Consider the following 21,719-nt stretch of genomic DNA (forward strand, 5'->3'; position numbering starts at 1 on the left):
TGAGCGGAATCACCATCAAGCTGCGACCGCTGGAGCGGGAGGACCTGCGTTTCGTCCACCAGCTCAACAACAACGACAGCATCATGCGCTACTGGTTCGAGGAGGCCTACGAGTCCTTCGCCGAACTCCAGCAGCTCTACGAGCGCAACATCCACAATCAGACCGAGCGCCGTTTCATCGTCGCCGATCCGAGCGGAGAACCGGCCGGACTGATCGAGCTGGTCGAGATCAACCACCTGCACCGGCGCTGCGAGTTCCAGATCGCGATCCATCCGAGCTTCCAGGGGCGCGGCTACGCGTGGCAGGCAACCCGGATCGCCATGGATTACGCCTTTAGCGTGCTCAACATCCACAAGCTCTACCTGCACGTCGATCGGGACAATGCCCGGGCCGTGCGGATCTACGAGCGCTGCGGCTTCCATCCTGAGGGCGTGCTCAAGGACGAGTTCTTCGTGAACGGGCGCTACCGCGACGCCGTGCGGATGTGCCTGTTCCAGCCCGAATATCTCAGGGCCCGCGGCGGTGGCGGCGACATCGCGGAGCCCGTCCTGAAGGCGTGAGACCGTTCGGCCGGAGGGCCGGGGGCGAGGCAGCCCCTCGCATGAACCGCGACGCCGTCGAACATTGTCGCCGAGGCCATCCCGCACGTCCGGGCTTGCGAGGCCGGACGGCGGATGTTCACCGACCGGCCTCGCTCCGCGTCCTGAGACGGGGCGCGAGGCCGTCGACCGAGACAGAAGGGGGGAGGAGCGCCACGGCTCCTCCCCCTGATCGGTCGCGTCAGTTGCGGCCGGCACCCGCCTGACCGCCCGACCGGCCCGCACCCTGCGCGCCGTCCATGCCGGCCTTGCCGCCGTTCATGCCGCCACGCTCGGCGCCGCCCATCCGGCCGCCTTCGGCGCCGGACTTCATGCCGCCCGCCTGGCCGCCGCGATCCGACGCGTTGCGGATGCCGTCCTGCTGGCCGCCGCGCATGTCGCTGTTGCGCATGCCGTCCGTCTTGCCGCCCGTCTGGCCGTCCATCTTGCCGTCCCGACCGGCGGCCCGATCCATGCCGCGATCCTGGCCGCGGTCGTTGCGGTCCGTCCGGTTGTCGTTGCGACCCTCGGTCCGAGAGACGTCGCGGATGCCGTCCCGGCCGCCGCGGTTGTCGAAGCGCGCGCCGGCCCGCTGCTCGGAGCGGAAGCTCGCGCTGACCGCGCCGCCGCCGCTGAGACGGCGATATTCCGCGGAGCCGTAGCGCACCCGCTGACCGCGGATCGTCACGAAGCGATCCTCCTGGACCGAGACGAGGCGACGGTACTCGGGCGAACCGTAGAGGACGCGCTGGCCGCGGACGACGACGTAGCGCGCGCGGGGTCCGGTCTCGCGGATGCTGACGAGACGACGGTACTCGGGCGAACCGTAGAGGACGCGCTGGCCGCGAATGACGACATAGCGGACGCGCGGGCCACGGTTCTCGGTGACGATCAGGCGCCGATACTCGGGGGAGCCGTACACGACGCGGCGGCCACCGATGAACACGTAGCGCCCCTCACGGCGGAAGCCGCCTTCGAAGCGCTCGGACCGGACATCGGTACGGCTCACATCCGTCCGACCGCGGAAATCAGCACGGTCGCCACGCCGCTCACCATGACGGTCGCCATGTCGATCACCGTGCCGGTCGCCGCGCTCGACGCGGTCGCCGGTGCGATCGCCGCGCTCATTCCGCTCGGCGCGGTCGCCATCCCGACCGCCACGCTCGGCACCGGCCCGATCCTTGTCCTGGGCCATGCGACCCTCGCCGCCGGCCTCACGGCCCTGCGCGGACCGGCCCGTCTCGGCGGCCCCGCGCTCGGAGCCCGCCTGGCGGCCGGCCTTCATGTCGCCTTGCGCGCCACCCTGCGCGCTACCCTGCATCCCGCCGCGCTCGCCGCCGCCGGCCTTCATGCTGGACTCGGCAGCCCCCTGACCGCCACGCCCGCCCATCTCGGCGCCACCCTGCTGGGCATAGGCCGAGGTGCTGATCAGCAGCGCAGCCAAACCAATCGACATCTTCCGCATGGCGAAACCTCCAATGTTGAATCTGCCACGCAACGTCGAAGGTCGCGAAACGGTTCAGACTGGAGGATCCAAAAATTCACGCAACGAATACCGATCTTCGTGCGTTTCGCGCGGAAAAGCTTGGCCATAAGCACGGGTCTGCGGACCCGTGCTTGCGCCGATCGGCGCTCTACTGGGTCGGCTGTCCGGCAACCTCCGCCTCGACCTCCTGGGGATCGAGATCGTAGCGCCGGGAGCAGAACTCGCAGGTGATGACGATGCGTCCGTCATCGGCCACCATGTCGTGGCGCTCCTGCGGGGAGAACGAGCGGATCATGCCCATCACGCGCTCACGCGAGCAGCGGCAGGTCTCCCGGACCGGCTGGCGGTCGAACACCCGCACCCCGCGCTGGTGAAACAGCCTGTAGAGCAGCCGCTCGCTGGAGACATGCGGATCGACGAGTTCGTGATCCTCGATCGTGGCGACCAGCGAGCGGGCCTCGACCCAGGCATCGTCCTCCGGTGCCTCGCCCGAGAGATGCCTGTGCCCCTCCGGGATGTCGCCCGGCGGCAGATCGGCGAGGCGCGCCCGGTCCACCGACTGAGGCAGGAACTGCACGAGCAGCCCGCCGGCCCGCCAGCGTCCGGCCCCCTCCTCCACGGCCTCGGCCACGGCGAGGCGCACCTGTGTGGGGATCTGTTCCGACTGCCGGAAGTACTGATACGCGGCCTCCTCCAGGCTCTGGCCCTCAAGGGCCACGACGCCCTGGTAGCGGCTGGCGGCCGTGCCCTGGTCGATGGTCATGGCCAGATGGCCGGTGCCGATCAGGTCGGAATCCGCGAGCGGGCCGGTGCCGAGGGCGGCCACGCGTGCCGGGTCGAACCGCGCGGTGGCGCGCAGCCGGTCCGGGGCCTCGAAATCGACCACGATCATCGCGACCGGACCGTCGGTCTTGGTCTGGAGCTGGAACCGGCCCTCGAACTTGAGGGAGGAGCCGAGCAGCACCGTCAGCGCCGCCGCCTCGCCGAGGAGGCGTGCCACCGGGTCCGGATAGCCGTGGCGGCGCAGGATCGTATCCACGGCGGGACCGAGCCGCACGACGCGTCCGCGCACGTCCAGCGCCTCGACGGCGAAGGGCAGCACGGCATCGTCCGCCCCTGCCTGGCCGTTGCCGGCATTCTCGGGCTGCGACGGGGAATGAGACGGGGAATGCGACTGGGTTCCTGAGGTCATGCCCTCTCCGATCGATGCGTCCGGCATGTCGTGCCGGCGAGGCGTGGATCCGTCCTCCCGGCGGACCGGGCGGCGTGAGGCGATGACCTTGGCGGAGCGATCGGATCCCTCACCCCGACCGGCCCGGAGTCGGAGCCGCCGCGCTGCGCGCGCCGTCCGTCGCCGGGATGCCGCCTGACGGCAGCCATGATGGGGAGGCGGACGGCACCGGCCGACCGCTCACGCCCATATGGTGCACCGACCCCGCCAGCGCGAGGCCGGTGACATCGACCGGATCAGAGCCCGTTCGCGCCCAGGCACCAGGCTAGGATGCCCTTCTGCGCGTGCAGGCGATTCTCGGCCTCGTCGAACACCACGGAGCGCGGGCCGTCCATCACGTCGGCCGTCACCTCCTCGCCGCGATGGGCCGGGAGACAGTGCATGAAGATCGCGTCCGGATTCGCCGCCGCCATCAGCTTGGCGTTGACCTGATAGGGGCTGAGCAGGTTGTGCCGGTGGGCCTCGTCGTCGTCGCCCATCGACACCCAGCAATCGGTGACCACGGCATCGACGCCCTCCACCGCCGCGAAGGCGTCGGTGGTGACGTGGATGTCGGCGCCCTCCTGCTGCGCCCAGGCGAGGAGCGCGGGGGGCGGGGCCAGCTCGGGCGGGCTCGCGATGTTGAGCGTGAAGTCGAACCGCGCGGCCGCATGGACCCAGCTCGCCAGCACATTGTTGGCATCGCCGGACCAGGCCACTTTGCGGCCCTTGATCGGCCCGCAATGCTCCTCGAAGGTCAGCACGTCGGCCATGATCTGGCAGGGATGCGAGACCTTGGTCAGGGCGTTGATCACCGGGACGGTGGCGTACTCGGCCAGTTCCAGCATCTGACCGTGGTCGAGGATGCGGATCATGATCGCGTCGACGAAGCGGGACAGCACCTGCGCGGTGTCGCCGATGGTCTCGCCGCGCCCGAGCTGCATCTCCGAGCCGGTGAGCATCAGGGTCTCGCCGCCGAGTTCGCGCATGGCGACGTCGAAGGACACGCGGGTGCGGGTCGAGGGCCGGTCGAACACCATCGCCAGGGTCTTGCCCGTGAGGGGGCGCTCCGCGGCCAGTTCGCCCTTCCGACGGCGCCCCTTGATGGCGGCGCTGGCATCGAGGACCCGGCGCAGCTCTGCTCCGGAAAAGTCCTTCAGATCGAGGAAATGACGAGGGCCGGCACCGTTCAGGTGCCTGGCCGGGGCCTGTGCCCGGCCGTCAATCTGGGCTTTCATCGCGTCACAATAACTAGAGTCTGCTCAACGATCACCTGATCATGAACCGCACTCTACCTCCTGGCAGGGGCATCTCCGTCAGGCGCGGCGGGATCGACCGCGCCCGGAAATGCTTCGGGCCGCCCCCCGGCATCCGGAGGGCGGTGTTCTGAAACTCTCGGATCGGTCCTACTCGGCCGCGCCGCGCACGGCCTCGAAGCTGGACGCCGCCGCGTCCAGGCGCCGGACCGCCTCGTCGATCTCGGTCTCGCCGATGGTCAGCGGCGGCAGCAGGCGGACGATGTTGTCGCCCGCCGGGATCACCAGCAGGTGCGCGTCCCGCGCGGCGGCGGCGAAATCCGTGTTCGGCACGCCGAGCTTGAGGCCGAGCATCAGCCCCTCGCCGCGGATCTCCTCGATGACGTGCGGATGGCGATCGCGCAAAGCCGCGAGCTTCTGCTTGAGCAGCAGGCCGGAGCGGGCGACGCGATCGAGGAAGCCCTCCTCCAGCACGACGTCCAGCACGGCGTTGCCCACCGCCATGGCGAGGGGGTTGCCGCCGAAGGTGGTGCCGTGCGTGCCGGCGGTCATGCCGCGGGCCGCCTCGCGGGTGGCGAGGCAGGCGCCGAGGGGAAAGCCGCCGCCGATGCCCTTGGCCGCGCTCATGATGTCCGGCGTGATGCCGGACCATTCATGGGCGAACAGCCGGCCGGTGCGGCCGACGCCGGTCTGGACCTCGTCCATGATCAGAAGCAGGCCCTTCGCGTCGCAGATCTCGCGCAGCCGGCGCAGGTCCGCGTGGGGAATCACCCGCACGCCGCCCTCGCCCTGGATCGGCTCGATCATCAGTGCCGCCGTCTCCGGCCCGATCACCGCCTCCAGCGCCGCCCAGTCGCCGGCCGGGACCTGATCGAACCCCTCGACCTTCGGCCCGAACCCCTCGATGTACTTCTGCTGTCCGCCGGCCGCGAGCGTCGCCAGGGTCCGCCCGTGGAAGGCGCCCGCGAAGGTGACGATCCGGTACCGCTCCGGATGGCCGTCGGCCGCGTGGTACTTGCGGGCGATCTTGATCGCCGCCTCGTTGGCTTCCGCGCCCGAGTTGCAGAAGAACACCACGTCCGCGAAGGTCGCATCGACGAGCCGCTGCCCGAGGCGTTCGCCGCCGGGGATCTGGAACAGGTTCGAGGTGTGCCAGATCTTGCCCGCCTGCTCGGTGAGCGCGCCGACGAGATGCGGATGGGCGTGGCCGAGGCCGTTCACCGCGATGCCGGCGCCGAAATCGAGGTATCGCTCGCCGCCCTCCGTCACGAGCCAGGCGCCCTCGCCGCGCTCGAAGGCGAGCGGCGCGCGGACGTAGGTCGGCAGAAGGGCTGACGTCACGGGTCCCATCTCCGTTTCATGCAGGATCCGGGAGCCAGCGTTGAGCCGGCTCCAAATGAAAGTGCCGCCTCAGTCCTGGGCGGCACGCGCGCGATTACTATGAAAGAGCCGGCTCCTGTCAACGTTTCAATGTCAGGTGGGCCCGCCGGGCAGGCCTGCACGGAGCACGGACAGAGCTGATCTCTGGGACAAATCCGCGGCTTTGCCGTGCGCCGTCGGCGAATCGCGAGCCCGCGAAACGGAGGCTGGACGGCCGCCGCCGCGGCCGGTCATCGAGGCCGCGATCCGAGCCTTCGCGGCGCGCGGCCCTTGCGCCGCGGGGCGCGGCCGTGCTCCTGCTCCCGCGGATTCGCAGGAACCAGGGAGAACCCGATGAGCTCGATCAAGGAACGCCTGGCGGCGCTGGGCCTGACCCTGCCCAAGGCGGCCGCGCCCGTCGCCAACTACGTGCCGTTCGTGCGCACCGGCAACCTCGTGGTGATCTCCGGCCAGGTCTGCTTCGGCGCGGACGGCGCCATCGCGGCCGAGCACAAGGGCAAGGTCGGCGGCGGGGTCTCGGCGGAGGCCGGCAAGGCGGCTGCCCGTCTGTGCGCTCTCAACGTCCTCGCCCAGCTCGAGGCCGCGGTCGGCGACCTCGACCGCGCGGTGGTGCAATGCGTGCGGCTCGGCGGCTTCATCAACGCGGCGCCGGGCTTCTCGGCGGTGGCCGGGGTGATGAACGGCGCCTCCGACCTGATGGTCGAGCTGCTCGGCGACCGCGGGCGCCACGCCCGCTCCACCGTCGGCGTCGCGGAACTGCCCCTCGACGCCGCCGTCGAGGTCGAGGCGATGTTCGAGGTCCGCTGACGGTGGGCGCCCCCGACTGGCTCACCGCGCGGCCGATCGCCCATCGCGGCCTGCACGACCGGGCGGCGGGCCGGCCGGAGAACACGCTGGCGGCGGCCCGGGCGGCGGTCGCGGGCGGCTTCGCCATCGAGTGCGACGTCCAGTTGAGTGCCGACGGCGAGGCGATGGTGTTCCACGACGCCGCCCTCGGCCGCCTCACGACAACGCGCGAGGCGGTGGCCGAACGGTCGGCCGCCGAACTCGGGACGCTCAAAGTCGCCGGGTCCGCGGAGACGATCCCGACGCTGCCGGCCTTCCTGGCGGCGGTGGCCGGGGTCGTGCCGGTGGTGATCGAGGTGAAGTCCCGCTACGACGGCGACCTGCGGCTCGCGACCCGCACCGCCGAGGTCGCCGCGGCCTATGCCGGGCCGGTGGCGCTGAAATCCTTCGACCCGCAGGTGGTCGCGGCCCTGCGCGATCTCTGCCCTGCCACGATCCCGCGGGGCATCGTGGCGGAGACGACGCAGGACGATCCCGTCTACGCGGCGCTGACGCCCTCGCTCCGCCGGTCGCTCTCCGACCTGCTGCACTTCGCCGAGACCCGGCCCGACTTCCTGTCCTGGCGGGTGGACGACCTGCCCTGCGCGCCGACCTATCTCTGCCGGCTGCTCGGACGGGTCCCGGTGATGACCTGGACGGTCCGGACCGAGGAGCAGCGCGCCCGGGCCGCCGCACACGCGGACCAGATGGTGTTCGAGGGATTCGTCCCGTAAATTTTCCTAAGGCCCGTCCGATTCGTCACGACGAAGACCGCCATGACCGTTTCGAGTGAATCGCGCACACGGTTCGTGCGGCTCTGCGGCGGGCTCGCCCTCGCCGCGACCCTGCTCTCCCCGGTGCCCGCCGCTGCGGCCGACCCGTGCGAGGGCACGACCCAGGCGGATCTCAACGCCTGCGCGGGTGCCGATTACCGGACCGCCGATACGGCGTTGAACGCCGTCTATGGGCAGTTGATGAAGAAGGTCGGTCCGAAGACGAAGGACGCCCTGCGGGGCGCCCAGAAGGCCTGGCTGTCGTACCGGGACGCGACCTGCTTCCTCGAGACCATGGGTTTCGACGGGGGCTCGGCCTACGCGATGGAATACAACGGCTGCCTGAAGGGCCTGACCGACGCGCGGACCAAGATCCTGAAGGGATATCTCGACTGCAAGCCGGAGGACGTGTCCTGCGTGGGCCGGCTCGGGGAGTGAGCGCGGGCCGCGACGGCGGCGTCCCGTTCGGGTCTCAGGCCCGTTTCCGCGCCGTCGCGCACGCCGTCGAGCAAGCCGTCGAGGAAGCGCGCGACGGCGGGTCCGGCGCGCGCAGCGGGTGACGGCGGCGGCCATCTGACAAGGCAGCCATGGCTGCCGTGCGCATCCGCCCGCTTGCTCCCTGCGGGGCACAGGCTAGATTCCGGCCCATGAAGCAAGCACCCGGGCCGACGCCGGAGACCGCCGCACTCACCGTGCGGGCGCTTCCCGGATTGAAGGAGATCGGCGCCGCGGATTGGGATGCCTGCGCCTTCTCGGCCGAGACGCTGGCGGCGGGCGACGAGACCCACAATCCCTTCCTGTCGCACGCCTTCCTGTCGGCGCTGGAGGATTCGGGCTGCGTCTCCCGCAGGACCGGCTGGCTGCCGCTCCACATCTCGGTCGAGCGCGACGGCGAGCGCCTCGGCGTGGCGCCCTGCTACCTGAAATCCCACAGCCAGGGCGAGTACGTGTTCGATCACGGCTGGGCCGACGCCTATGAGCGGGCCGGCGGCGCCTACTACCCGAAGCTGCAAGTCAGCGTGCCGTTCACGCCGGTGACCGGCCCCCGCTTCCTGATCGCGCCGGGCGCCGATCCCGACGAGGCCACCGCCGGCCTCGTCGCGGGCCTGCGGGCGCTGCGGAGCGAGACCAAGGCCTCCTCGATCCACGTCACCTTCATGCGCGAGGCCGAGTGGGAGCGGGCCGGCGCCGCCGGCTTCCTGCAGCGCACCGACCAGCAGTTCCACTGGCAGAACGACGGCTACGCCACCTTCGACGACTTCCTGGCCGCCCTCGCCTCGCGCAAGCGCAAGACCATCCGCAAGGAGCGCCGCGACGCCCTCGCGCCCGGGATCACCGTGGAGCACCTCACCGGCGCGGACATCACCGAGGCCCATTTGGACGCGTTCTACGCCTTCTACATGGACACGGGCTCCCGGAAATGGGGACGGCCCTACCTCAACCGCCGCTTCTTCTCGCTCCTGTCCGAGCGCATGGCCGACCGGGTGCTCCTCGTGATGGCCAAGCGCGCGGGCACCTACATCGCCGGGGCCATCAACCTCATCGGCGACACGGCGCTCTACGGGCGCAACTGGGGCTGCATCGAGGACCACCCCTTCCTGCACTTCGAGATCTGCTACTATCAGGCGATCGACTTCGCGATTGCCCGAGGCCTGAAGCGGGTCGAGGCGGGCGCCCAGGGCGAGCACAAGCTCGCCCGCGGCTACCGGCCGGTCCTGATGCATTCGGCCCACGACATCGCCGACCCGGCCCTGCGCCGCGCGGTGGCCGATTACTTGCAGCGGGAGCGCGCCCACGTCGCCGAGGCGGTGGACGTCCTCGACACGTTGACGCCGTTCCGGCGCACGGACGAGGGCGGTGCCTGCGACGGCGCTGCGCCTTCCGAAACCTCGCCCTCCAAGACGTCAGCCCCCGAGAGTCCGTAAGACATGAGCCCGATCGACCGCATCCAGACCTATGCCGACGAGCTGACGGCCCTGCGCCGCGACCTGCACGCCCATCCGGAGCTCGGCTTCGAGGAGGTGCGCACCGCCGGCATCGTCGCCGACCTCCTCGAGACCTTCGGCTGCGAGGTGCATCGCGGCGTTGGCGGCACCGGCGTGGTGGGACTGCTCAAGGGCCGCACCGACAACGGCCGCCGGATCGGCCTGCGCGCCGACATGGACGCCCTGCCCATCGAGGAGGAGACCAACCTCCCCTATCGCTCGACCTATGCCGGCAAGATGCACGCCTGCGGCCATGACGGCCACACCACGATGCTGCTGGGCGCGGCGCGCTACCTCGCCGAGACCCGCGACTTCGACGGCACCGCGGTGTTCGTGTTCCAACCGGCCGAGGAGGGCCGCGGCGGCGCGCGGGCCATGCTGAAGGACGGGCTGTTCGAGCGCTTCCCCTGCGACGAAATCTACGGCCTGCACAACCAGCCGGGCGGCGGCCACGGCATGATCAAGCTGCGGCCGGGGCCGATCATGGCGGCGGCGGACTTCTTCGACATCCACATCCGCGGCAAGGGCATCCACGCGGCCCAGCCGCACCGGGGCGTCGATCCGATCATCATCGCCACCGGCCTCGCCCAGGCCTTGCAGTCGATCGTGTCGCGCAACGCCGATCCGCTGAAATCCATCGTGCTGTCGATCACCCGGATCGAGGCGGGCTCCGCCTACAACGTCATCCCGGAGACGGCCCATCTCGCCGGCACGATCCGCACCTTCGACAAGGAGATCCGGGCCCTCGCCGGCGCCCGCATGCGCGAGCTGGCGGCGGGCTTCGGCGCGGCCTACGGCGCCGAGGTCACGGTCGACCTGCAGGACGTGTTCTCCGTGTTGGAGAACGCCCCCGAGCAGGCGGCCGCCGCCACGGAGGTCGCCACCGAGCTGCTGGGCGCCGACAAGGTCGAGGCGAACGTCGTGCCGAAGATGGGCAGCGAGGACTTCGCCGACATGACCATGGCGGTGCCCGGCGCCTATGTCTGGCTCGGCGCCAATCCGGGTCCCGGCCTGCACAATGCCGGCTACAACTTCGACGACTCGATCATCCCGATCGGCAGCGCCTTCCTCGCCCGGATGGTGGAGCGGCGCACCGCCGCCTGACGCCCGGCGGTCCCCGCCGTCCGGAGCTGTCCGGATGTCGGGCGATGATGGGTCTGGGCGCAGGCGACCGTCGACAGACCGACCGATCGGTGCGATTCTTGACGCAACCAGCCCGCGAACCAACACGGGCCGTGATGGGAGGGCGGCATGTCACCGGAGATACGGGAATCCCGCGCGGCGCTGATCCTGCTCGCTGCCTCGGTGGGAGCGGTTCTGATTTTCGGCGCGTTCACGCTGGTCACGCAACTCGGTTGACGTGCTGCCGGAATTGCAACTTGGGCGGGTCGTTAGGCGAACGCAACGAAGTGGACCCGCTGCCGGAAAAAGAGAATCGTGATGGAGGCTCAGTCGCGTACCGGGATAGATGCCTGGCTACGGGTTGAGTTAACTGCTCATTAATTCTATCAAAGGTTGTATGTCTCCGGCGAATGCGTGCATGCGGCACGCCGGAATCGGAGATCGCCCATGATTGCCGACGCGATCCAAGATCCCCGTCCTCGGCCCGTCGATCTCGCGGCCGCGCTGAACGCGTCCGGGATCATCGGTGCGTGGTCCTGGTCGCCGCGGGACGAGCGGTGCATCCTCGATGCCGGCGCCGCCGACGTTCTGGCCGGGGATTCCGGGCTCGCCGGACGTCCGCTCCCGCTCTCGGTCGCCAAGGCCTGCGTTCATCCCGAGGACCGGCCGGCCGTGGTGCGGCAGTTCAAGGCGGTGCGCGCGCGCGGCGGCCTGTTCGTGGCCGAGTACCGGACGCTGTCGCCCTCCGGCCGTGTCCGCCGGATCCTCGATCGCGGTCGCATTCCGGCGGGCGCGTCGAGCCGGCGCCTCGGACACGGCATCATCATCGACGTGACCGATGCGTCGCCGCCCGCGGCTGCGGCGGCGGAGCCCGCGGACGCGCTCACGCAGGCGGTGGATCGGGCCCTCGAATGCCGCGACGCCCTGGAAGGGGTGGCGGATACCGAGCTTCAGCTCCTCGTCGACATGCTGCTGCTGCACCTGGGCCGACACATCGCCAAGGCTTCCACGACCGGTGCGCGCGGTCGCGGCCACTGAGCCGGGCCGGCCCGGCTCACTGCACCAGAACGGCCTGGCTGCAGAGGGTGCCGTCGACATCGAGATCGGCGTAGCCGAGGCGCAGTCCGAGGCTGCGCAGCACGTTGTCGAGCACGAGGTCGATCGCGGGCGCCACGGCGCCCAGGGTCGTCGTCAGGGCCGACTGGAGCAGCGGAGCCACGCCGATCCCGTTGATGTTCAGCGTGAGGTTGCGCAGCAGGCTGCCGGTCAGCGACTGGGTCAGGTTGCCCGACGCGACCGAGCGCACGGTGTGGTTGGCGATGTCCGCGTCCGAGAAGGTCAGGGTCTGCGCGCCCGTACCCAGTGTCACCAGCGCGCGGCCGGAGACGGTGATCAGCGGCAGGGCGATCAGGGGGGCCGGTTGCGAGAGGTCCGGACCTGTGCTGCCGCCGTTGATCGCCGTGCGCGGCACGCCGGCGATCGCGAGGGTCGCCAGCCCGGTCTGCGCGTCGAGGGTGACCTGACGTCCGCTGGGCCCCGCGCAGGTGAGCGACCGCAGGGTCGCCTGGGCGGGCGCCACCTCGGCGTAGACCGGCAGGGTGAGGCTCCCGAGTCCGAGGGGCGCCGTGACCGTGGCCTCGATCAGCAGCCGGGTCTGCGCGGTCTGCACGGTGGCGTTCGGGCTGCCCGGGCGGACCCAGCCCGAGCTGCGCTTGCGCTCGCCGATCGCCAGGGTCAGGCGGGTCGCGAGCAGGCCCGGAATGGTCGCCCCGAGATCGACCGCCACCTGGTTCTGGCCGTTCGCCAGCGCGGCCGCGGCACCCAGAAGGTTCAGCACGTTGAGGGAGGGGCCGGCGAAGCCCCGGGGCGGCGCCAGCGCCGCGGCATCGCCCAGCCCGTCCACCTGGCCGATCGCGATGAGGTTGCCGGCATTCGGCAGGGCGTTGAGGATTCCCGAGAGGGCCGAGACGACGCTGCCATTGTCTTGCGCGGCGACCCGGAGCGCCATCAACATCTGCCCGACGCTGGCCTGCGCCTGGACGATGTCGGTGTAGTTCGCCGCCTGCATGTTGAGGCTCGCCCCGAGCGCGTCGAGCACCCGCAGGCCGTCCACGCGGGCGCTCGCCAGGGCGTCGTAGTCGCTGACGCTGAGCGACAGCTTGGCGCCCAGAAGCGCGCCGAGCAGGGCGTTGGCGATGCCGCCCTGGAGTTGCAGGGTGCCGGAACCGATCGTGAAGGCGGCGAACTGCGCGCTCGCCGCGGTGCCCGTGACCCGCAGCGGCACCGCGGCCGGAAGGCCGATCGCCCGGCCGAAGGTCACAGGGACCGAAGTCGAGAGACCGACCCGCACGGCGTTGGCCGGGCTGCCGCCGGCCTTGAACCGGCTGCCGGGCGCGGTTCCCGGCGCGCTGGCGTCGTAGCTGCCCGGGCTGACCGTGGCGGTCGCCGTGGCGTAGCCGTTGTCGCCGAGGGAGCGCCGCGCCGCCGTGTCCGCCTGGGTCGGATCGACGGCCGCCAGCATGGCGGCGATGTCCACCGCCCCCTGTGCCTTGCGCCGCGCCTGGAAGACCATGCCGAGGTCGATCCCGACCGCGCCCGCTCCCATCAGCATCGCGCTGCCGAGGGCGACCAGGATCGCGACGTTGCCGCCCCGGGCCGCCCGGAAGCGCCGTGCCCGGCCTGCGCGCGGCGCGGTCACAGGCCGCCCTTTCGAACGCTGACGGTGCTGCGCAGCACGCTCGGCAGCATCGGCAGCAGGCGGGAAAAGACGTTGATGCCCAGCGTCGTGGCGTCGAGGGTGACGGTGACCGTGTACACCGTGGCGTCGCTGGGATCCGGCCCGACCTGCACGACGATGCTGCCCGGCCGGAACATCGCGCCGGCGTTCAGGCTCTGGTTCACCATTTTCTGGGCGAGGCTGGCGCGCTCGGAATCGGTGACGCCCGCCACGGAGGCGCGTGCCGCCTCCGCGGCGATCTGGCGGAGGTTGTGGGCCGCGCCGAGACAGATCCCGAACACCGCGATCCCGGCGAACAGCAGGAGCAGCATGGGCGCCACGAGGGCGAACTCCACCGCAGAGCTGCCCCGCCGGCAGGTCCACCCCTTCGGCGCGCCACGCCGGCGCAAGCGCCGCAAGTCCATCGCATCGCCCTCCACGGGTCGCGCAGCCCGATGACTGCACGACCTATGGTGGCGCCGATCTTCTAACCAATGGTTGTTTTAATCGTCGATTATGCAACCTTTGGGCGAAAACAGCCGCTCCGGTGCGGCGCCGGCAGGGGGGACCGCGCTGCGCCACCGCGTGCGGCGCCGATGCCGTCGCGCCGGGGCGGCCTCAGATGGCCGTCGGCGGCCGCAGCAGACCGATGCCGGCGGGATCGAAGGCGGCGCTCTTGATAATGGCATGAACGTCGCGCCCCGGCACCAGCCCGAGTTCGCGGACGGCAGCGGCGGTGACGCGCGCCACGAGGCGCGCGCCGTTGCAATCGATCTCCACCGCCGTCTCGGCTCCCGCCGGGGCGAGCCCGCAGATCTGGCCCGCCAGCACGTTGCGGGCGCTGAGCCCGCGAGGGCGCTCTGTGGCGACGAGCACGTCGCGGGCGGGAATCCGGACGCGCAGCCGCGTTCCGGGCGGGCGCGACAGCCCCGGCACCAGCAGGCGCCCGGCGGCGCCCGTCAGACGCGTGAGCCCGGTGGCGTCATCGACGGCCTCGACGACCATGTCGAGCAGCGCGCCGGCTTCGGCCTCGTGGATCGGGACGAGATCGGCCCGGCGCAGGATCGTTTCCGCGGGGCCGGCGGCGGCCACGCGCCCGGATTCCAGCACGATCACCGTGGTGGCGAGCCTTGCCACCTCGGACACCGCGTGGCTGACATAGATGATCGGGATGCCGGCTTCGTCGCGCAGGCGCTCGATGTAGGGGAGGATCTCGGCCTTGCGGGCCTCGTCCAGGGCCGCGAGGGGCTCGTCCATCAGCAGGAGGCGCGGTCTGGCCAGGAGGGCCCGGCCGATCGCCACCCGCTGGCGCTCACCCCCCGAGAGCCCAGCAGGCCGCCGGTCGAGGAGATGGTCGATCCCGAGCATGCCCGTCACCGCCGCGAAGGTCACCGGGTCGGCACGATGCCGCGCGAAGACGCGGCCGTAGCCGAGGTTGGTCCGGACGCTGAGATGCGGGAACAGCCGCGCATCCTGGAACACCACGCCGACCTGTCGCCGATGCGGCGGAAGGATCAGTCCCGCCGCGGTATCGACCCATGGGGCCCCCCCGACCGTGATCCGGCCCCGATCCGGGCGGGCGAGGCCGGCGATCAGGTCGATCAACGTGGTCTTCCCCGAGCCCGAGCGCCCGAACAGGGCGGTGAGCCCCGGCCCGGCCTCGAAGGCGGCCTCGAGCGCGAAGGCGCCTCGCCGGATCTGGACGTCGACCTGGATGCTCACGCGGCGGGACTCGGGTAACAGGGGCCGCGGCGCGTTCCGGCGCCGGCCCGGACTCGCCCGCGATGATTACGGTCCATCACCTCGAGAACAGCCGGTCGCAGCGCGTGCTCTGGCTGCTGGAGGAACTCGGCCTGCCCTATCGCGTGACGCGCTATGCCCGCGATCCCCGGACCCTGCGCGCGCCCCCCGAGCTCGTGGCCGTGCACCCGCTCGGCAAGGCGCCGGTGATCACCGACGGCGAGACGGTGGTCGCCGAGACCGGCGCCATCGTCGCCTATCTCACGGAGCTGGCCGGCGCGAGGCTCGTGCCCGAACCGGGGACTGAGGCGCGGCGGCGCTACGTCTACTGGTCGCATTACGCCGAAGGGTCGGCGATGCCGCCGCTGCTGCTGAAGCTGGTCTTCGGTCGGCTGGCGCCGAGCAGCCCTTGGCTGCTGCGGCCCCTCGTGCGCCGGATCGCCGACACGGTGCTGCGGGGCTTCGTCGATCCGGATCTGCGCCGGCATGCGGCCTTCTGGGAGGCGGAGCTCGCGGACCGGCCGTATTTCTGCGGCACCGATTTCTCCGCGGCCGACATCCTGATGAGCTTCCCGCTGGAGGCTTTCGCGGCGCGCGGCACGGGAACGGGCCCGCAGGTCACGGATTGGCTCGCACGCATCCATACCCGCCCGGCCTATCAGAGGGCGCTGCAGCAGGGCGGCCCCTACGCCTATGCCTGAGCGGGTCTCCCCCTTGGCGGCGGCGGCCATTCAGCCCGCCCCCAGCCGTCGACCCGCCCGCGTGGCGAGGACTTCCGAGATCAGAAGGGCCGAGACCGACAGCGCGATCGAGATCAGGGTGAGGCGCAGGGCAGGCCCCTCCCCGCCGGGCACCTGCGTCAGCGTGTAGATCGCCGACGGCAGCGTCTGGGTCTCGCCGGGGATGTTCGACACGAACGTGATGGTCGCGCCGAACTCGCCCATCGCCTTGGCGAAGGCCAGCACGGCCCCCGCGAGGCAGCCGGGCAGGCTGAGCGGCAGCGTGATGGTCAGGAACACCGCGAAGGGATTCGCCCCCAGCGTCCCGGCCGCCTGCTCCAGCCGCCGGTCGACCGCCTCGATCGACAGCCGCATCGCCCGCACCATGAGCGGGAACCCCATCACCGCGCAGGCGAGCGCCGCTCCGGTCCAGCGGAAGGAGAGCACCACGCCGATCTCGGCGAGGGGGGCGCCGAGCAGACCGCGCCGGCCGAAGGCCAGCAGCAGCAGGTAGCCGGTGACCACCGGGGGGAGGATCAGCGGCAGGTGGACCAGCCCGTCGAGCAGGGCGCGGCCGGGAAAGCGGCGCCGCGCCAGCAGCCACGCCACGGCGAGGCCGGGCACGAGGCTCGCAAGCGTCGCCACCGTCGCCACCCGAAGGCTCAGGCCGACGGCGGTCCACTCCTCCGGGGTCAGACCGAACACGGGGCCGGCGCGCCGCTACTGGCTGGCGCCGGGCTGCGCAACCACCGTGAAGCCCTGGCGCTCGAAGAAGCCCCGGGCCTCCGGGCCGCGCAGGTAGCCGAGCAGGGCTCCGGCATCCGGGTTGCGCGAAACCTTGGTCACGGCCGCCGGATAGATGATCGGCGGGTGGCTGTCGGCCGGGAAGGTCGCCAGCACGTGGACGCTCGGGTCCGCGGCGGCGTCGGTGGCATAGACGATGCCGAGGGGCGCCTCGCCCCGCGCGACGAGCAGCAGGGCGGCGCGCACGTTCTCCGCCTGCGCCACCTGCCCCTTCACGGCGTCCCAGGCGCCGAGCTTCTCCAGGGCCGCCTTCCCGTACTTGCCGGCCGGGACGGCGTCGATCGTCGCCATGGCCAGCCGGCCGCCGCCGAGAATCCGCGTCAGCGTGGTGCCGAGGTCCGGCGCCAGGGCGATCTGCGGGTCCGCGGCGCCGTTCTTCGGACCCGGCGCGATCAGCACCAGGGCATTGCGCAGGAAATCGATCCGCGAGCCGGTCTTCAGGAGCCCGGCCCGGTCCACGTAGTCCATCCAGGCGAGGTCGGCCGAGATGAACAGGTCCGCCGGCGCCCCCGCCTCGATCTGCTTGGCGAGGGCGTTCGAGCCCGCATAGGAGACCCGCGCGGTCTTGCCCGTCGCCCTGGTCCAGGCGGCTGAAGCGTCGTCGAGGGCGTTCTTGAGGCTGGCGGCCGCGAACACCACGACGGGCTCCTCCGCCCGCGCCGCCCGATCCCCGGGGGCGAGCGCCAGCGTTGCGAGGGCCAGCGTGGCCAGGATCCGTCGGGTCAGGCGCATGGATGGGGTCTCCCCGGTCGCGACCCGCTATATCCGGCGGGGAACGACGGGGATCATAGGGACGCCGCGGCCGCCGGCCAAGGCCGGCGGTCGCGCCGGGAAGGACGCCCTCGTCGGATCACCCCAGATTGGCGTCGCGGCGATCCTTGGGCTCGGCCTCGGCGCGGTGCAGGCGGCTCAGCAGAACCAGGAGGTGGCCCGGGAGGGGCCCGTCCGGTGCGGGGCCCCCGAAGATCCGCTCACGCGGTCGGGACTGCACGGCCGTGCCGGTGACGACCACGGGCCCACGGGGGCCGGAACGCCGGGACTTGGTCACGCTGTACGCACCCTGCTCAATCGTGATTCACGTAAAAAGCCGGCAAAAACGCCGCCCGAAGCGGCTGGTTCCACGGCCCCGGTGGATCATGTGATTAACGCGCGACCATCGTGCCGCATTCCTGGGCAGTCGCGCGCACGAATCGAAAGGCGGGGCTCACCAGGTCCGGATGTCGCGGCCTTCCACCGGCTGACTCTCCGGCGCGCCGCTCATGCCGTCCGCAACCAGCAGCGCCCACAGCGTGGCCGCGGCCGTGGTCACAACCGCGAAGGCGACGCTGATAAGGAGAGGCGATGTCATGGCAGCACGATCGTCTGTCAAAACCGGCGCGCCGCTCCACGAAGTGCGGCGCGCCTGAGTCGAGGGTCTGGCCTTGGGGAAGCCGAGATTGTTTAAGCACGCGCGATGCCCCTGGAAACTGATTTAGATCGCTGAGATCACAAGTATTGACCCTTGTGTCTGTCCGGCAACAAAGGGCGGGACCGCGCGTCGGCCGCGCGTCGGCCGCGTCGGCCGCGTCGGCCGCGTCTCCCGGGCCTCCCTGCGCCGGCGGGGACCGTATTTTTTCGCGTTAGCCCCTGGGCTGCGGCGCGCCCCGGCGTTACAGCCCGGCATCATGCTCGAAGGCCTGCCGCCCCACCGCCCGTCTCACGTCCTGCGCCTGCTGACCGATGAACGGTCGGCCCGGGCGATGACCGACCTCCTGGGTGAGATGTTCGATCCCATGGACACGGCCGTCGCCGCCTTCGAGGACGAGGACGGCCGCACGTGGCGCCTCGAAGCCTATTTCGCCGACGCGCCCGACGAGGATTACGTCCGGGACCTGATCCGGCCCGTCATCGGCGATGCGGCGGATGCGGCCGAGTTTCGCACCATCGAGCAGCAGGATTGGGTGCGCGCGTCGCTCGAGGGGCTGAAGCCGGTCCGGGCGGGACGCTTCCTCGTCCACGGCTCGCATGACCGCGACGCCGTGCGGGGCAACGATCTGCCCATCGAGATCGAGGCGGCCCTCGCCTTCGGTACCGGCCACCATGGGACTACCCTGGGCTGTCTGCGCGCGCTGGTCTCGGAGCTGAAGCGCCGGCGCCCGGCCCATGTCCTCGATGTCGGTACGGGAACCGGGATCCTCGCCTTCGCGGCCGCCAAGGCCCTGCGGCAACCCGTCGTGGCCGGCGACCTCGACGCGGAGGCCGTGCGCACGGCCCGCGAGAACGCCCGGGCCAACGGGCTCGGGCCCTATCTCAAGCTCTACGAGGGGCCGGGGGTGCGCCACCGCCTCGCCGACCGGCCGCGCCATTTCGATCTCGTCTTCGCCAACATCCTGGCCCGGCCCCTGCGGCTCCTCGCGCCGACGCTGACGCGCGTGGTCGCCTCCGAGGGCGTTCTGGTCCTGTCCGGCCTGATCGCGCGCGACGTGCCCGGCGTCCTCTCGGCCTACCGCCTCCAGGGCTTCTCCCTCGTCCGCCGCGGCATGATCGAGGGATGGGTCGCCCTGGTCCTGATGCGCGGCGGCGCCGCCCGCCGCCCACGGCCCTGAGGCGCTGAGGCGCCCCGAACCGGCGGCGCGCCGGCGCGTTGATTGGCCATGAGCCAGACGTCGCTCCATGATCCGCCCGCGGACCCCATCGCCGAGGGCGCCCGCGCCCGGGCGCAGGGCCGTCCCAAGGACGCCTGCCCCTATCCGGCGAATTCGCCCGCACGCGTTGCGTGGTTCGAAGGCTATGACGGCGCGCCCATCGAGCGCATGCCGGACCTGCCGGTCGCGAAGCGCTGATCAGCGCGCAGTGCGAAGCCGGCCCGACGGCGTCGAACCATCCGACGTGGGGGCGGTTTCGGCTGCTGTTTCCGCCCCGTCTGCCCGCGACACGGGAGCGCCGAGCGCCGCCATCAGCACGCGCAGACCGTCCACCCATTCCTCGAGTTCGGCGAGCGAATCGAATCCGTCCCGGCGAACCACCGTGTCGGGTTCGATCGTCACGATGGCGTCGAAGCGGCCATCGGGTCTGTCGCTGATCCGGTAGTAGACGCGGCGTGGCATGTCTGAGGAATAGGCCAAATCCGGCGGCGTGATAAGATTGTTAGCGATCTTTTAGGCACCGCACCCGGGCGCCTCCTCTGAGGACGGGGTGTTGCGGCGTGGGAGCGGCGGGCGCTAGGCTCGCCTCATGACTGAGCCCCGTCCGCCCCAGCCGCGTCAGCGCTTCCAGAGCTTCGACGACCCGAGCCACCGGAAGGGCGCCGAGCGGATCGAGGCCTTGCGGGCCGCCCTCCGCGAGCACGGGATCGACGGTTTCGTCGTGCCCCGGGCGGACGAGCACCAGTCCGAATACGTTCCGGCCGATGCCGAACGGCTGGCTTGGCTCACCGGCTTCACCGGCTCTGCGGGGACGGCCGTGATCCTGATGGAATCCGCGGCGCTGGTCGTCGACGGCCGCTACACCCTGCAGGCGCCCGAACAGGTCGATACCGGCATCCTCACGGTGGTGCCGCTGGTCGAGTCGACGCCGGAAGCCTGGATCGGCGTCAACCTCAAGAGGGATCAGGTTCTGGGCTACGATCCCTGGCTGCATACACCCGACGGTCTCGCACGCCTGGAGCGGGCCGCCACCCGAGCCGGCGGCGCGGTGCGGGCCGTGCCGAACCTCGTCGACGCCGTCTGGGCGGGCCGCCCGAGGCCCCCCGCCGGGCCGGTGGTGCTCCATCCGGATGCCCTGTGCGGCGAGGCCTGCACCGACAAAATCGCCCGGATCCGGGCGGCCCTCGCCGAGGGCGGCTGCGATGCCCTGGTCATCTCGGATCCGCACAATCTCGCCTGGGCCTTCAACCTGCGCGGCTCCGATGTCGGTCACACGCCCCTGGCCCTCGGCTACGCCATCCTGCCGCGCGAGGGGTTGGCGCGGCTGTTCCTGGTCTCGCCCGAGGTCGATCCGGCGCTGCGCGCGGTGCTGGCCCCGATCGCCGAGATCCTGCCCCGGGCGGAACTGGACGACGGGCTGGGATCCCTCGCCGGCGTGCGTGTCCGCCTCGACGCGGCGACCGGCGCCGTCGCCCTGAAGGAGAAGATCGAGGCTGCCGGCGGCACCGCCGATGTCGGCAAGGATCCGATCACCGGCATGAAGGCGGTCAAGAACGCCGCCGAGATCGCCGGTGCGCGCGCCGCCCATGTCCGCGACGGGGCGAGTGTCGTGCGGTTTCTTGCCTGGCTCGACGGTGCGGCCGCGGCCGGAGGCCTCACCGAGATCGCCGCCGTCGAGGCCCTTGAGGATTTCCGCGCGGCGGGCGGCGATCTGCGCGAGGTCTCGTTCCCGACGATCTCGGGATCCGGGCCGAACGGCGCGATCGTCCATTACCGGGTGAGCCGCGCCACCGACCGGACGGTCCGGACCGGCGAGTTGTTCCTGATCGATTCCGGTGCGCAGTATCCGGACGGCACCACCGACATCACCCGCACGGTCGCGGTGGGCACGCCGAGCGCCGAGATGCGCGACCGTTACACCCGGGTGCTGAAGGGCCATGTCGCGATTGCCCGGGCGGTGTTTCCTGTCGGCACGACCGGCGCCCAGATCGACGCTTTCGCCCGGGCGCCGCTTTGGCAGGCGGGACTCGACTTCGATCACGGCACCGGCCACGGCGTCGGCGCCTTCCTGTCGGTGCACGAGGGACCGCAGCGGATCGCCAAGACCGGCACGGTGGTGCTGGAGCCCGGCATGCTCCTGTCGAACGAGCCGGGCTATTACGCCCGCGGCGCCTACGGCATCCGGATCGAGAACCTCGTGCTGGTCGAGCCCCGCACGATCGCGGGCGGCGAGCGCCCGATGTTGGGCTTCGAGACCCTGACGCTCGCCCCCTATGATCGGCGGCTGATCCAGCCGGACCTGCTCGAACCGGAGGAGCGCGCCTGGATCGATGCCTATCACGCCCGGGTGCGGGAGACCCTGGCGCCCCGGGTCGATGCCGGGACGCGCGACTGGCTGGAGCGTGCGACCGTGCCGCTCGCGGACTGAGCGATCGGCGTGGGATCCCGGGCGCGGCCCGTGGTAAGACCCACCGCCATCGAAACGACCGCGCTGGCCCGGA

The 21,719-nt window shown here is 71.3% G+C and carries 23 protein-coding genes; 11 read left to right on the forward strand and 12 right to left on the reverse strand.

The window, feature by feature from the left end; genetic code table 11:
- Window positions 1–8: 8 nt before the first annotated feature.
- Window positions 9–560, forward strand: coding sequence for a spermidine N1-acetyltransferase (gene speG / locus BM396_RS14990; protein ID WP_024830042.1), 552 nt, complete (start codon window positions 9–11; stop codon window positions 558–560).
- 220 nt (window positions 561–780) lie between these two features.
- On the opposite strand, the gene BM396_RS14995 is transcribed toward speG, so the two are convergent.
- From BM396_RS14995 to BM396_RS15010, 4 genes are all read right to left on the reverse strand, one after another.
- A complete protein-coding gene (locus BM396_RS14995) occupies window positions 781–2,043 on the reverse strand; it encodes a hypothetical protein (protein ID WP_043384182.1) in 1,263 nt (420 codons plus the stop codon).
- 169 nt (window positions 2,044–2,212) lie between these two features.
- A complete protein-coding gene (locus BM396_RS15000) occupies window positions 2,213–3,256 on the reverse strand; it encodes an Hsp33 family molecular chaperone (protein WP_043355216.1) in 1,044 nt (347 codons plus the stop codon).
- A gap of 275 nt (window positions 3,257–3,531) precedes the next feature.
- The gene (argF, locus tag BM396_RS15005) at window positions 3,532–4,512 is read right to left on the reverse strand and encodes an ornithine carbamoyltransferase (RefSeq protein WP_051045020.1); all 981 of its coding nucleotides are present in this window, start codon (window positions 4,510–4,512) and stop codon (window positions 3,532–3,534) included.
- Between the two features lie 168 nt (window positions 4,513–4,680).
- A complete protein-coding gene (locus tag BM396_RS15010) occupies window positions 4,681–5,871 on the reverse strand; it encodes an aspartate aminotransferase family protein (protein ID WP_043384310.1) in 1,191 nt (396 codons plus the stop codon).
- A gap of 372 nt (window positions 5,872–6,243) precedes the next feature.
- Between BM396_RS15010 and BM396_RS15015 the strand changes: the two genes are divergently transcribed.
- The 6 genes from BM396_RS15015 (at window position 6,244) to BM396_RS15040 (ending at window position 11,653) form a co-directional block, all read left to right on the forward strand.
- On the forward strand, window positions 6,244–6,717 hold the full coding sequence (locus tag BM396_RS15015) for a RidA family protein (protein ID WP_043384185.1): 474 nt from the start codon (window positions 6,244–6,246) through the stop codon (window positions 6,715–6,717).
- A gap of 2 nt (window positions 6,718–6,719) precedes the next feature.
- Window positions 6,720–7,469, forward strand: coding sequence for a glycerophosphodiester phosphodiesterase family protein (locus tag BM396_RS15020; protein WP_043384188.1), 750 nt, complete (start codon window positions 6,720–6,722; stop codon window positions 7,467–7,469).
- Window positions 7,470–7,511: 42 nt separating this feature from the next.
- Window positions 7,512–7,946, forward strand: coding sequence for a lysozyme inhibitor LprI family protein (locus BM396_RS15025; RefSeq protein WP_051045005.1), 435 nt, complete (start codon window positions 7,512–7,514; stop codon window positions 7,944–7,946).
- Between the two features lie 209 nt (window positions 7,947–8,155).
- Complete coding sequence (locus BM396_RS15030; RefSeq protein ID WP_043384191.1) at window positions 8,156–9,433, forward strand: GNAT family N-acetyltransferase; 1,278 nt, start codon at window positions 8,156–8,158, stop codon at window positions 9,431–9,433.
- 3 nt (window positions 9,434–9,436) lie between these two features.
- On the forward strand, window positions 9,437–10,597 hold the full coding sequence (locus tag BM396_RS15035) for a M20 aminoacylase family protein (RefSeq protein WP_043384193.1): 1,161 nt from the start codon (window positions 9,437–9,439) through the stop codon (window positions 10,595–10,597).
- Between the two features lie 465 nt (window positions 10,598–11,062).
- Window positions 11,063–11,653, forward strand: a complete 591-nt coding sequence (locus tag BM396_RS15040) for a PAS domain-containing protein (protein ID WP_043384196.1) — start codon at window positions 11,063–11,065, stop codon at window positions 11,651–11,653.
- 16 nt (window positions 11,654–11,669) lie between these two features.
- On the opposite strand, the gene BM396_RS15045 is transcribed toward BM396_RS15040, so the two are convergent.
- The 3 genes from BM396_RS15045 to modC form a co-directional block, all read right to left on the reverse strand.
- Window positions 11,670–13,313, reverse strand: coding sequence for a TadG family pilus assembly protein (locus BM396_RS15045; RefSeq protein ID WP_043384200.1), 1,644 nt, complete (start codon window positions 13,311–13,313; stop codon window positions 11,670–11,672).
- The gene (locus BM396_RS15050) at window positions 13,310–13,687 is read right to left on the reverse strand and encodes a TadE/TadG family type IV pilus assembly protein (protein WP_236961402.1); all 378 of its coding nucleotides are present in this window, start codon (window positions 13,685–13,687) and stop codon (window positions 13,310–13,312) included. Before BM396_RS15050 ends, BM396_RS15045 begins: the two co-directional genes overlap by 4 nt.
- A 262-nt stretch (window positions 13,688–13,949) precedes the next feature.
- A complete protein-coding gene (modC, locus tag BM396_RS15055; RefSeq protein ID WP_043384203.1) occupies window positions 13,950–15,053 on the reverse strand; it encodes a molybdenum ABC transporter ATP-binding protein in 1,104 nt (367 codons plus the stop codon).
- 62 nt (window positions 15,054–15,115) lie between these two features.
- Between modC and BM396_RS15060 the strand changes: the two genes are divergently transcribed.
- A complete protein-coding gene (locus BM396_RS15060) occupies window positions 15,116–15,772 on the forward strand; it encodes a glutathione S-transferase (RefSeq protein ID WP_043384205.1) in 657 nt (218 codons plus the stop codon).
- Window positions 15,773–15,802: 30 nt separating this feature from the next.
- Here the strand turns inward: BM396_RS15060 and modB are convergent, their stop codons facing one another.
- The 4 genes from modB to BM396_RS32795 all read right to left on the reverse strand — a co-directional run bounded on the left by modB (window position 15,803) and on the right by BM396_RS32795 (window position 17,942).
- On the reverse strand, window positions 15,803–16,495 hold the full coding sequence (gene modB / locus BM396_RS15065; RefSeq protein ID WP_043345507.1) for a molybdate ABC transporter permease subunit: 693 nt from the start codon (window positions 16,493–16,495) through the stop codon (window positions 15,803–15,805).
- Window positions 16,496–16,510: 15 nt separating this feature from the next.
- Complete coding sequence (gene modA, locus BM396_RS15070; RefSeq protein ID WP_043345511.1) at window positions 16,511–17,326, reverse strand: molybdate ABC transporter substrate-binding protein; 816 nt, start codon at window positions 17,324–17,326, stop codon at window positions 16,511–16,513.
- A gap of 118 nt (window positions 17,327–17,444) precedes the next feature.
- The gene (locus BM396_RS15075; protein ID WP_043345513.1) at window positions 17,445–17,642 is read right to left on the reverse strand and encodes a hypothetical protein; all 198 of its coding nucleotides are present in this window, start codon (window positions 17,640–17,642) and stop codon (window positions 17,445–17,447) included.
- Window positions 17,643–17,798: 156 nt separating this feature from the next.
- On the reverse strand, window positions 17,799–17,942 hold the full coding sequence (locus BM396_RS32795) for a hypothetical protein (RefSeq protein ID WP_167380412.1): 144 nt from the start codon (window positions 17,940–17,942) through the stop codon (window positions 17,799–17,801).
- A 316-nt stretch (window positions 17,943–18,258) separates the two neighbouring features.
- On the opposite strand from BM396_RS32795, the gene BM396_RS15080 reads away from it, so the two are divergent.
- Both BM396_RS15080 and BM396_RS15085 read left to right on the forward strand, forming a co-directional pair.
- Window positions 18,259–19,179, forward strand: a complete 921-nt coding sequence (locus BM396_RS15080; protein WP_043384208.1) for a 50S ribosomal protein L11 methyltransferase — start codon at window positions 18,259–18,261, stop codon at window positions 19,177–19,179.
- A 48-nt stretch (window positions 19,180–19,227) separates the two neighbouring features.
- A complete protein-coding gene (locus BM396_RS15085; RefSeq protein ID WP_043384211.1) occupies window positions 19,228–19,416 on the forward strand; it encodes a ribosome modulation factor in 189 nt (62 codons plus the stop codon).
- Here the strand turns inward: BM396_RS15085 and BM396_RS15090 are convergent, their stop codons facing one another.
- The gene (locus tag BM396_RS15090; protein ID WP_043345518.1) at window positions 19,417–19,680 is read right to left on the reverse strand and encodes a hypothetical protein; all 264 of its coding nucleotides are present in this window, start codon (window positions 19,678–19,680) and stop codon (window positions 19,417–19,419) included.
- A 127-nt stretch (window positions 19,681–19,807) separates the two neighbouring features.
- Between BM396_RS15090 and BM396_RS15095 the strand changes: the two genes are divergently transcribed.
- Window positions 19,808–21,646, forward strand: coding sequence for an aminopeptidase P family protein (locus BM396_RS15095; RefSeq protein WP_043384214.1), 1,839 nt, complete (start codon window positions 19,808–19,810; stop codon window positions 21,644–21,646).
- Window positions 21,647–21,719: the final 73 nt, after the last annotated feature.

This window comes from Methylobacterium sp. UNCCL125 (assembly GCF_900116795.1).
Taxonomy (GTDB): domain Bacteria; phylum Pseudomonadota; class Alphaproteobacteria; order Rhizobiales; family Beijerinckiaceae; genus Methylobacterium; species Methylobacterium fujisawaense.

Coding starts and splice junctions, on each gene's coding strand:
- BM396_RS15000 (WP_043355216.1), bottom strand. CDS start 3,256: ATGACCTCAGGAACCCAGTCGCATTCCCCGTCTCATTCCCCGTCGCAG.
- BM396_RS15025 (WP_051045005.1), top strand. CDS start 7,512: ATGACCGTTTCGAGTGAATCGCGCACACGGTTCGTGCGGCTCTGCGGC.
- BM396_RS15080 (WP_043384208.1), top strand. CDS start 18,259: ATGCTCGAAGGCCTGCCGCCCCACCGCCCGTCTCACGTCCTGCGCCTG.
- BM396_RS15085 (WP_043384211.1), top strand. CDS start 19,228: ATGAGCCAGACGTCGCTCCATGATCCGCCCGCGGACCCCATCGCCGAG.
- BM396_RS32795 (WP_167380412.1), bottom strand. CDS start 17,942: ATGACATCGCCTCTCCTTATCAGCGTCGCCTTCGCGGTTGTGACCACG.
- modA (WP_043345511.1), bottom strand. CDS start 17,326: ATGCGCCTGACCCGACGGATCCTGGCCACGCTGGCCCTCGCAACGCTG.
- BM396_RS15040 (WP_043384196.1), top strand. CDS start 11,063: ATGATTGCCGACGCGATCCAAGATCCCCGTCCTCGGCCCGTCGATCTC.
- BM396_RS15090 (WP_043345518.1), bottom strand. CDS start 19,680: ATGCCACGCCGCGTCTACTACCGGATCAGCGACAGACCCGATGGCCGC.
- BM396_RS14995 (WP_043384182.1), bottom strand. CDS start 2,043: ATGCGGAAGATGTCGATTGGTTTGGCTGCGCTGCTGATCAGCACCTCG.
- BM396_RS15060 (WP_043384205.1), top strand. CDS start 15,116: ATGATTACGGTCCATCACCTCGAGAACAGCCGGTCGCAGCGCGTGCTC.
- argF (WP_051045020.1), bottom strand. CDS start 4,512: ATGAAAGCCCAGATTGACGGCCGGGCACAGGCCCCGGCCAGGCACCTG.
- BM396_RS15015 (WP_043384185.1), top strand. CDS start 6,244: ATGAGCTCGATCAAGGAACGCCTGGCGGCGCTGGGCCTGACCCTGCCC.
- BM396_RS15035 (WP_043384193.1), top strand. CDS start 9,437: ATGAGCCCGATCGACCGCATCCAGACCTATGCCGACGAGCTGACGGCC.
- BM396_RS15095 (WP_043384214.1), top strand. CDS start 19,808: ATGACTGAGCCCCGTCCGCCCCAGCCGCGTCAGCGCTTCCAGAGCTTC.
- BM396_RS15030 (WP_043384191.1), top strand. CDS start 8,156: ATGAAGCAAGCACCCGGGCCGACGCCGGAGACCGCCGCACTCACCGTG.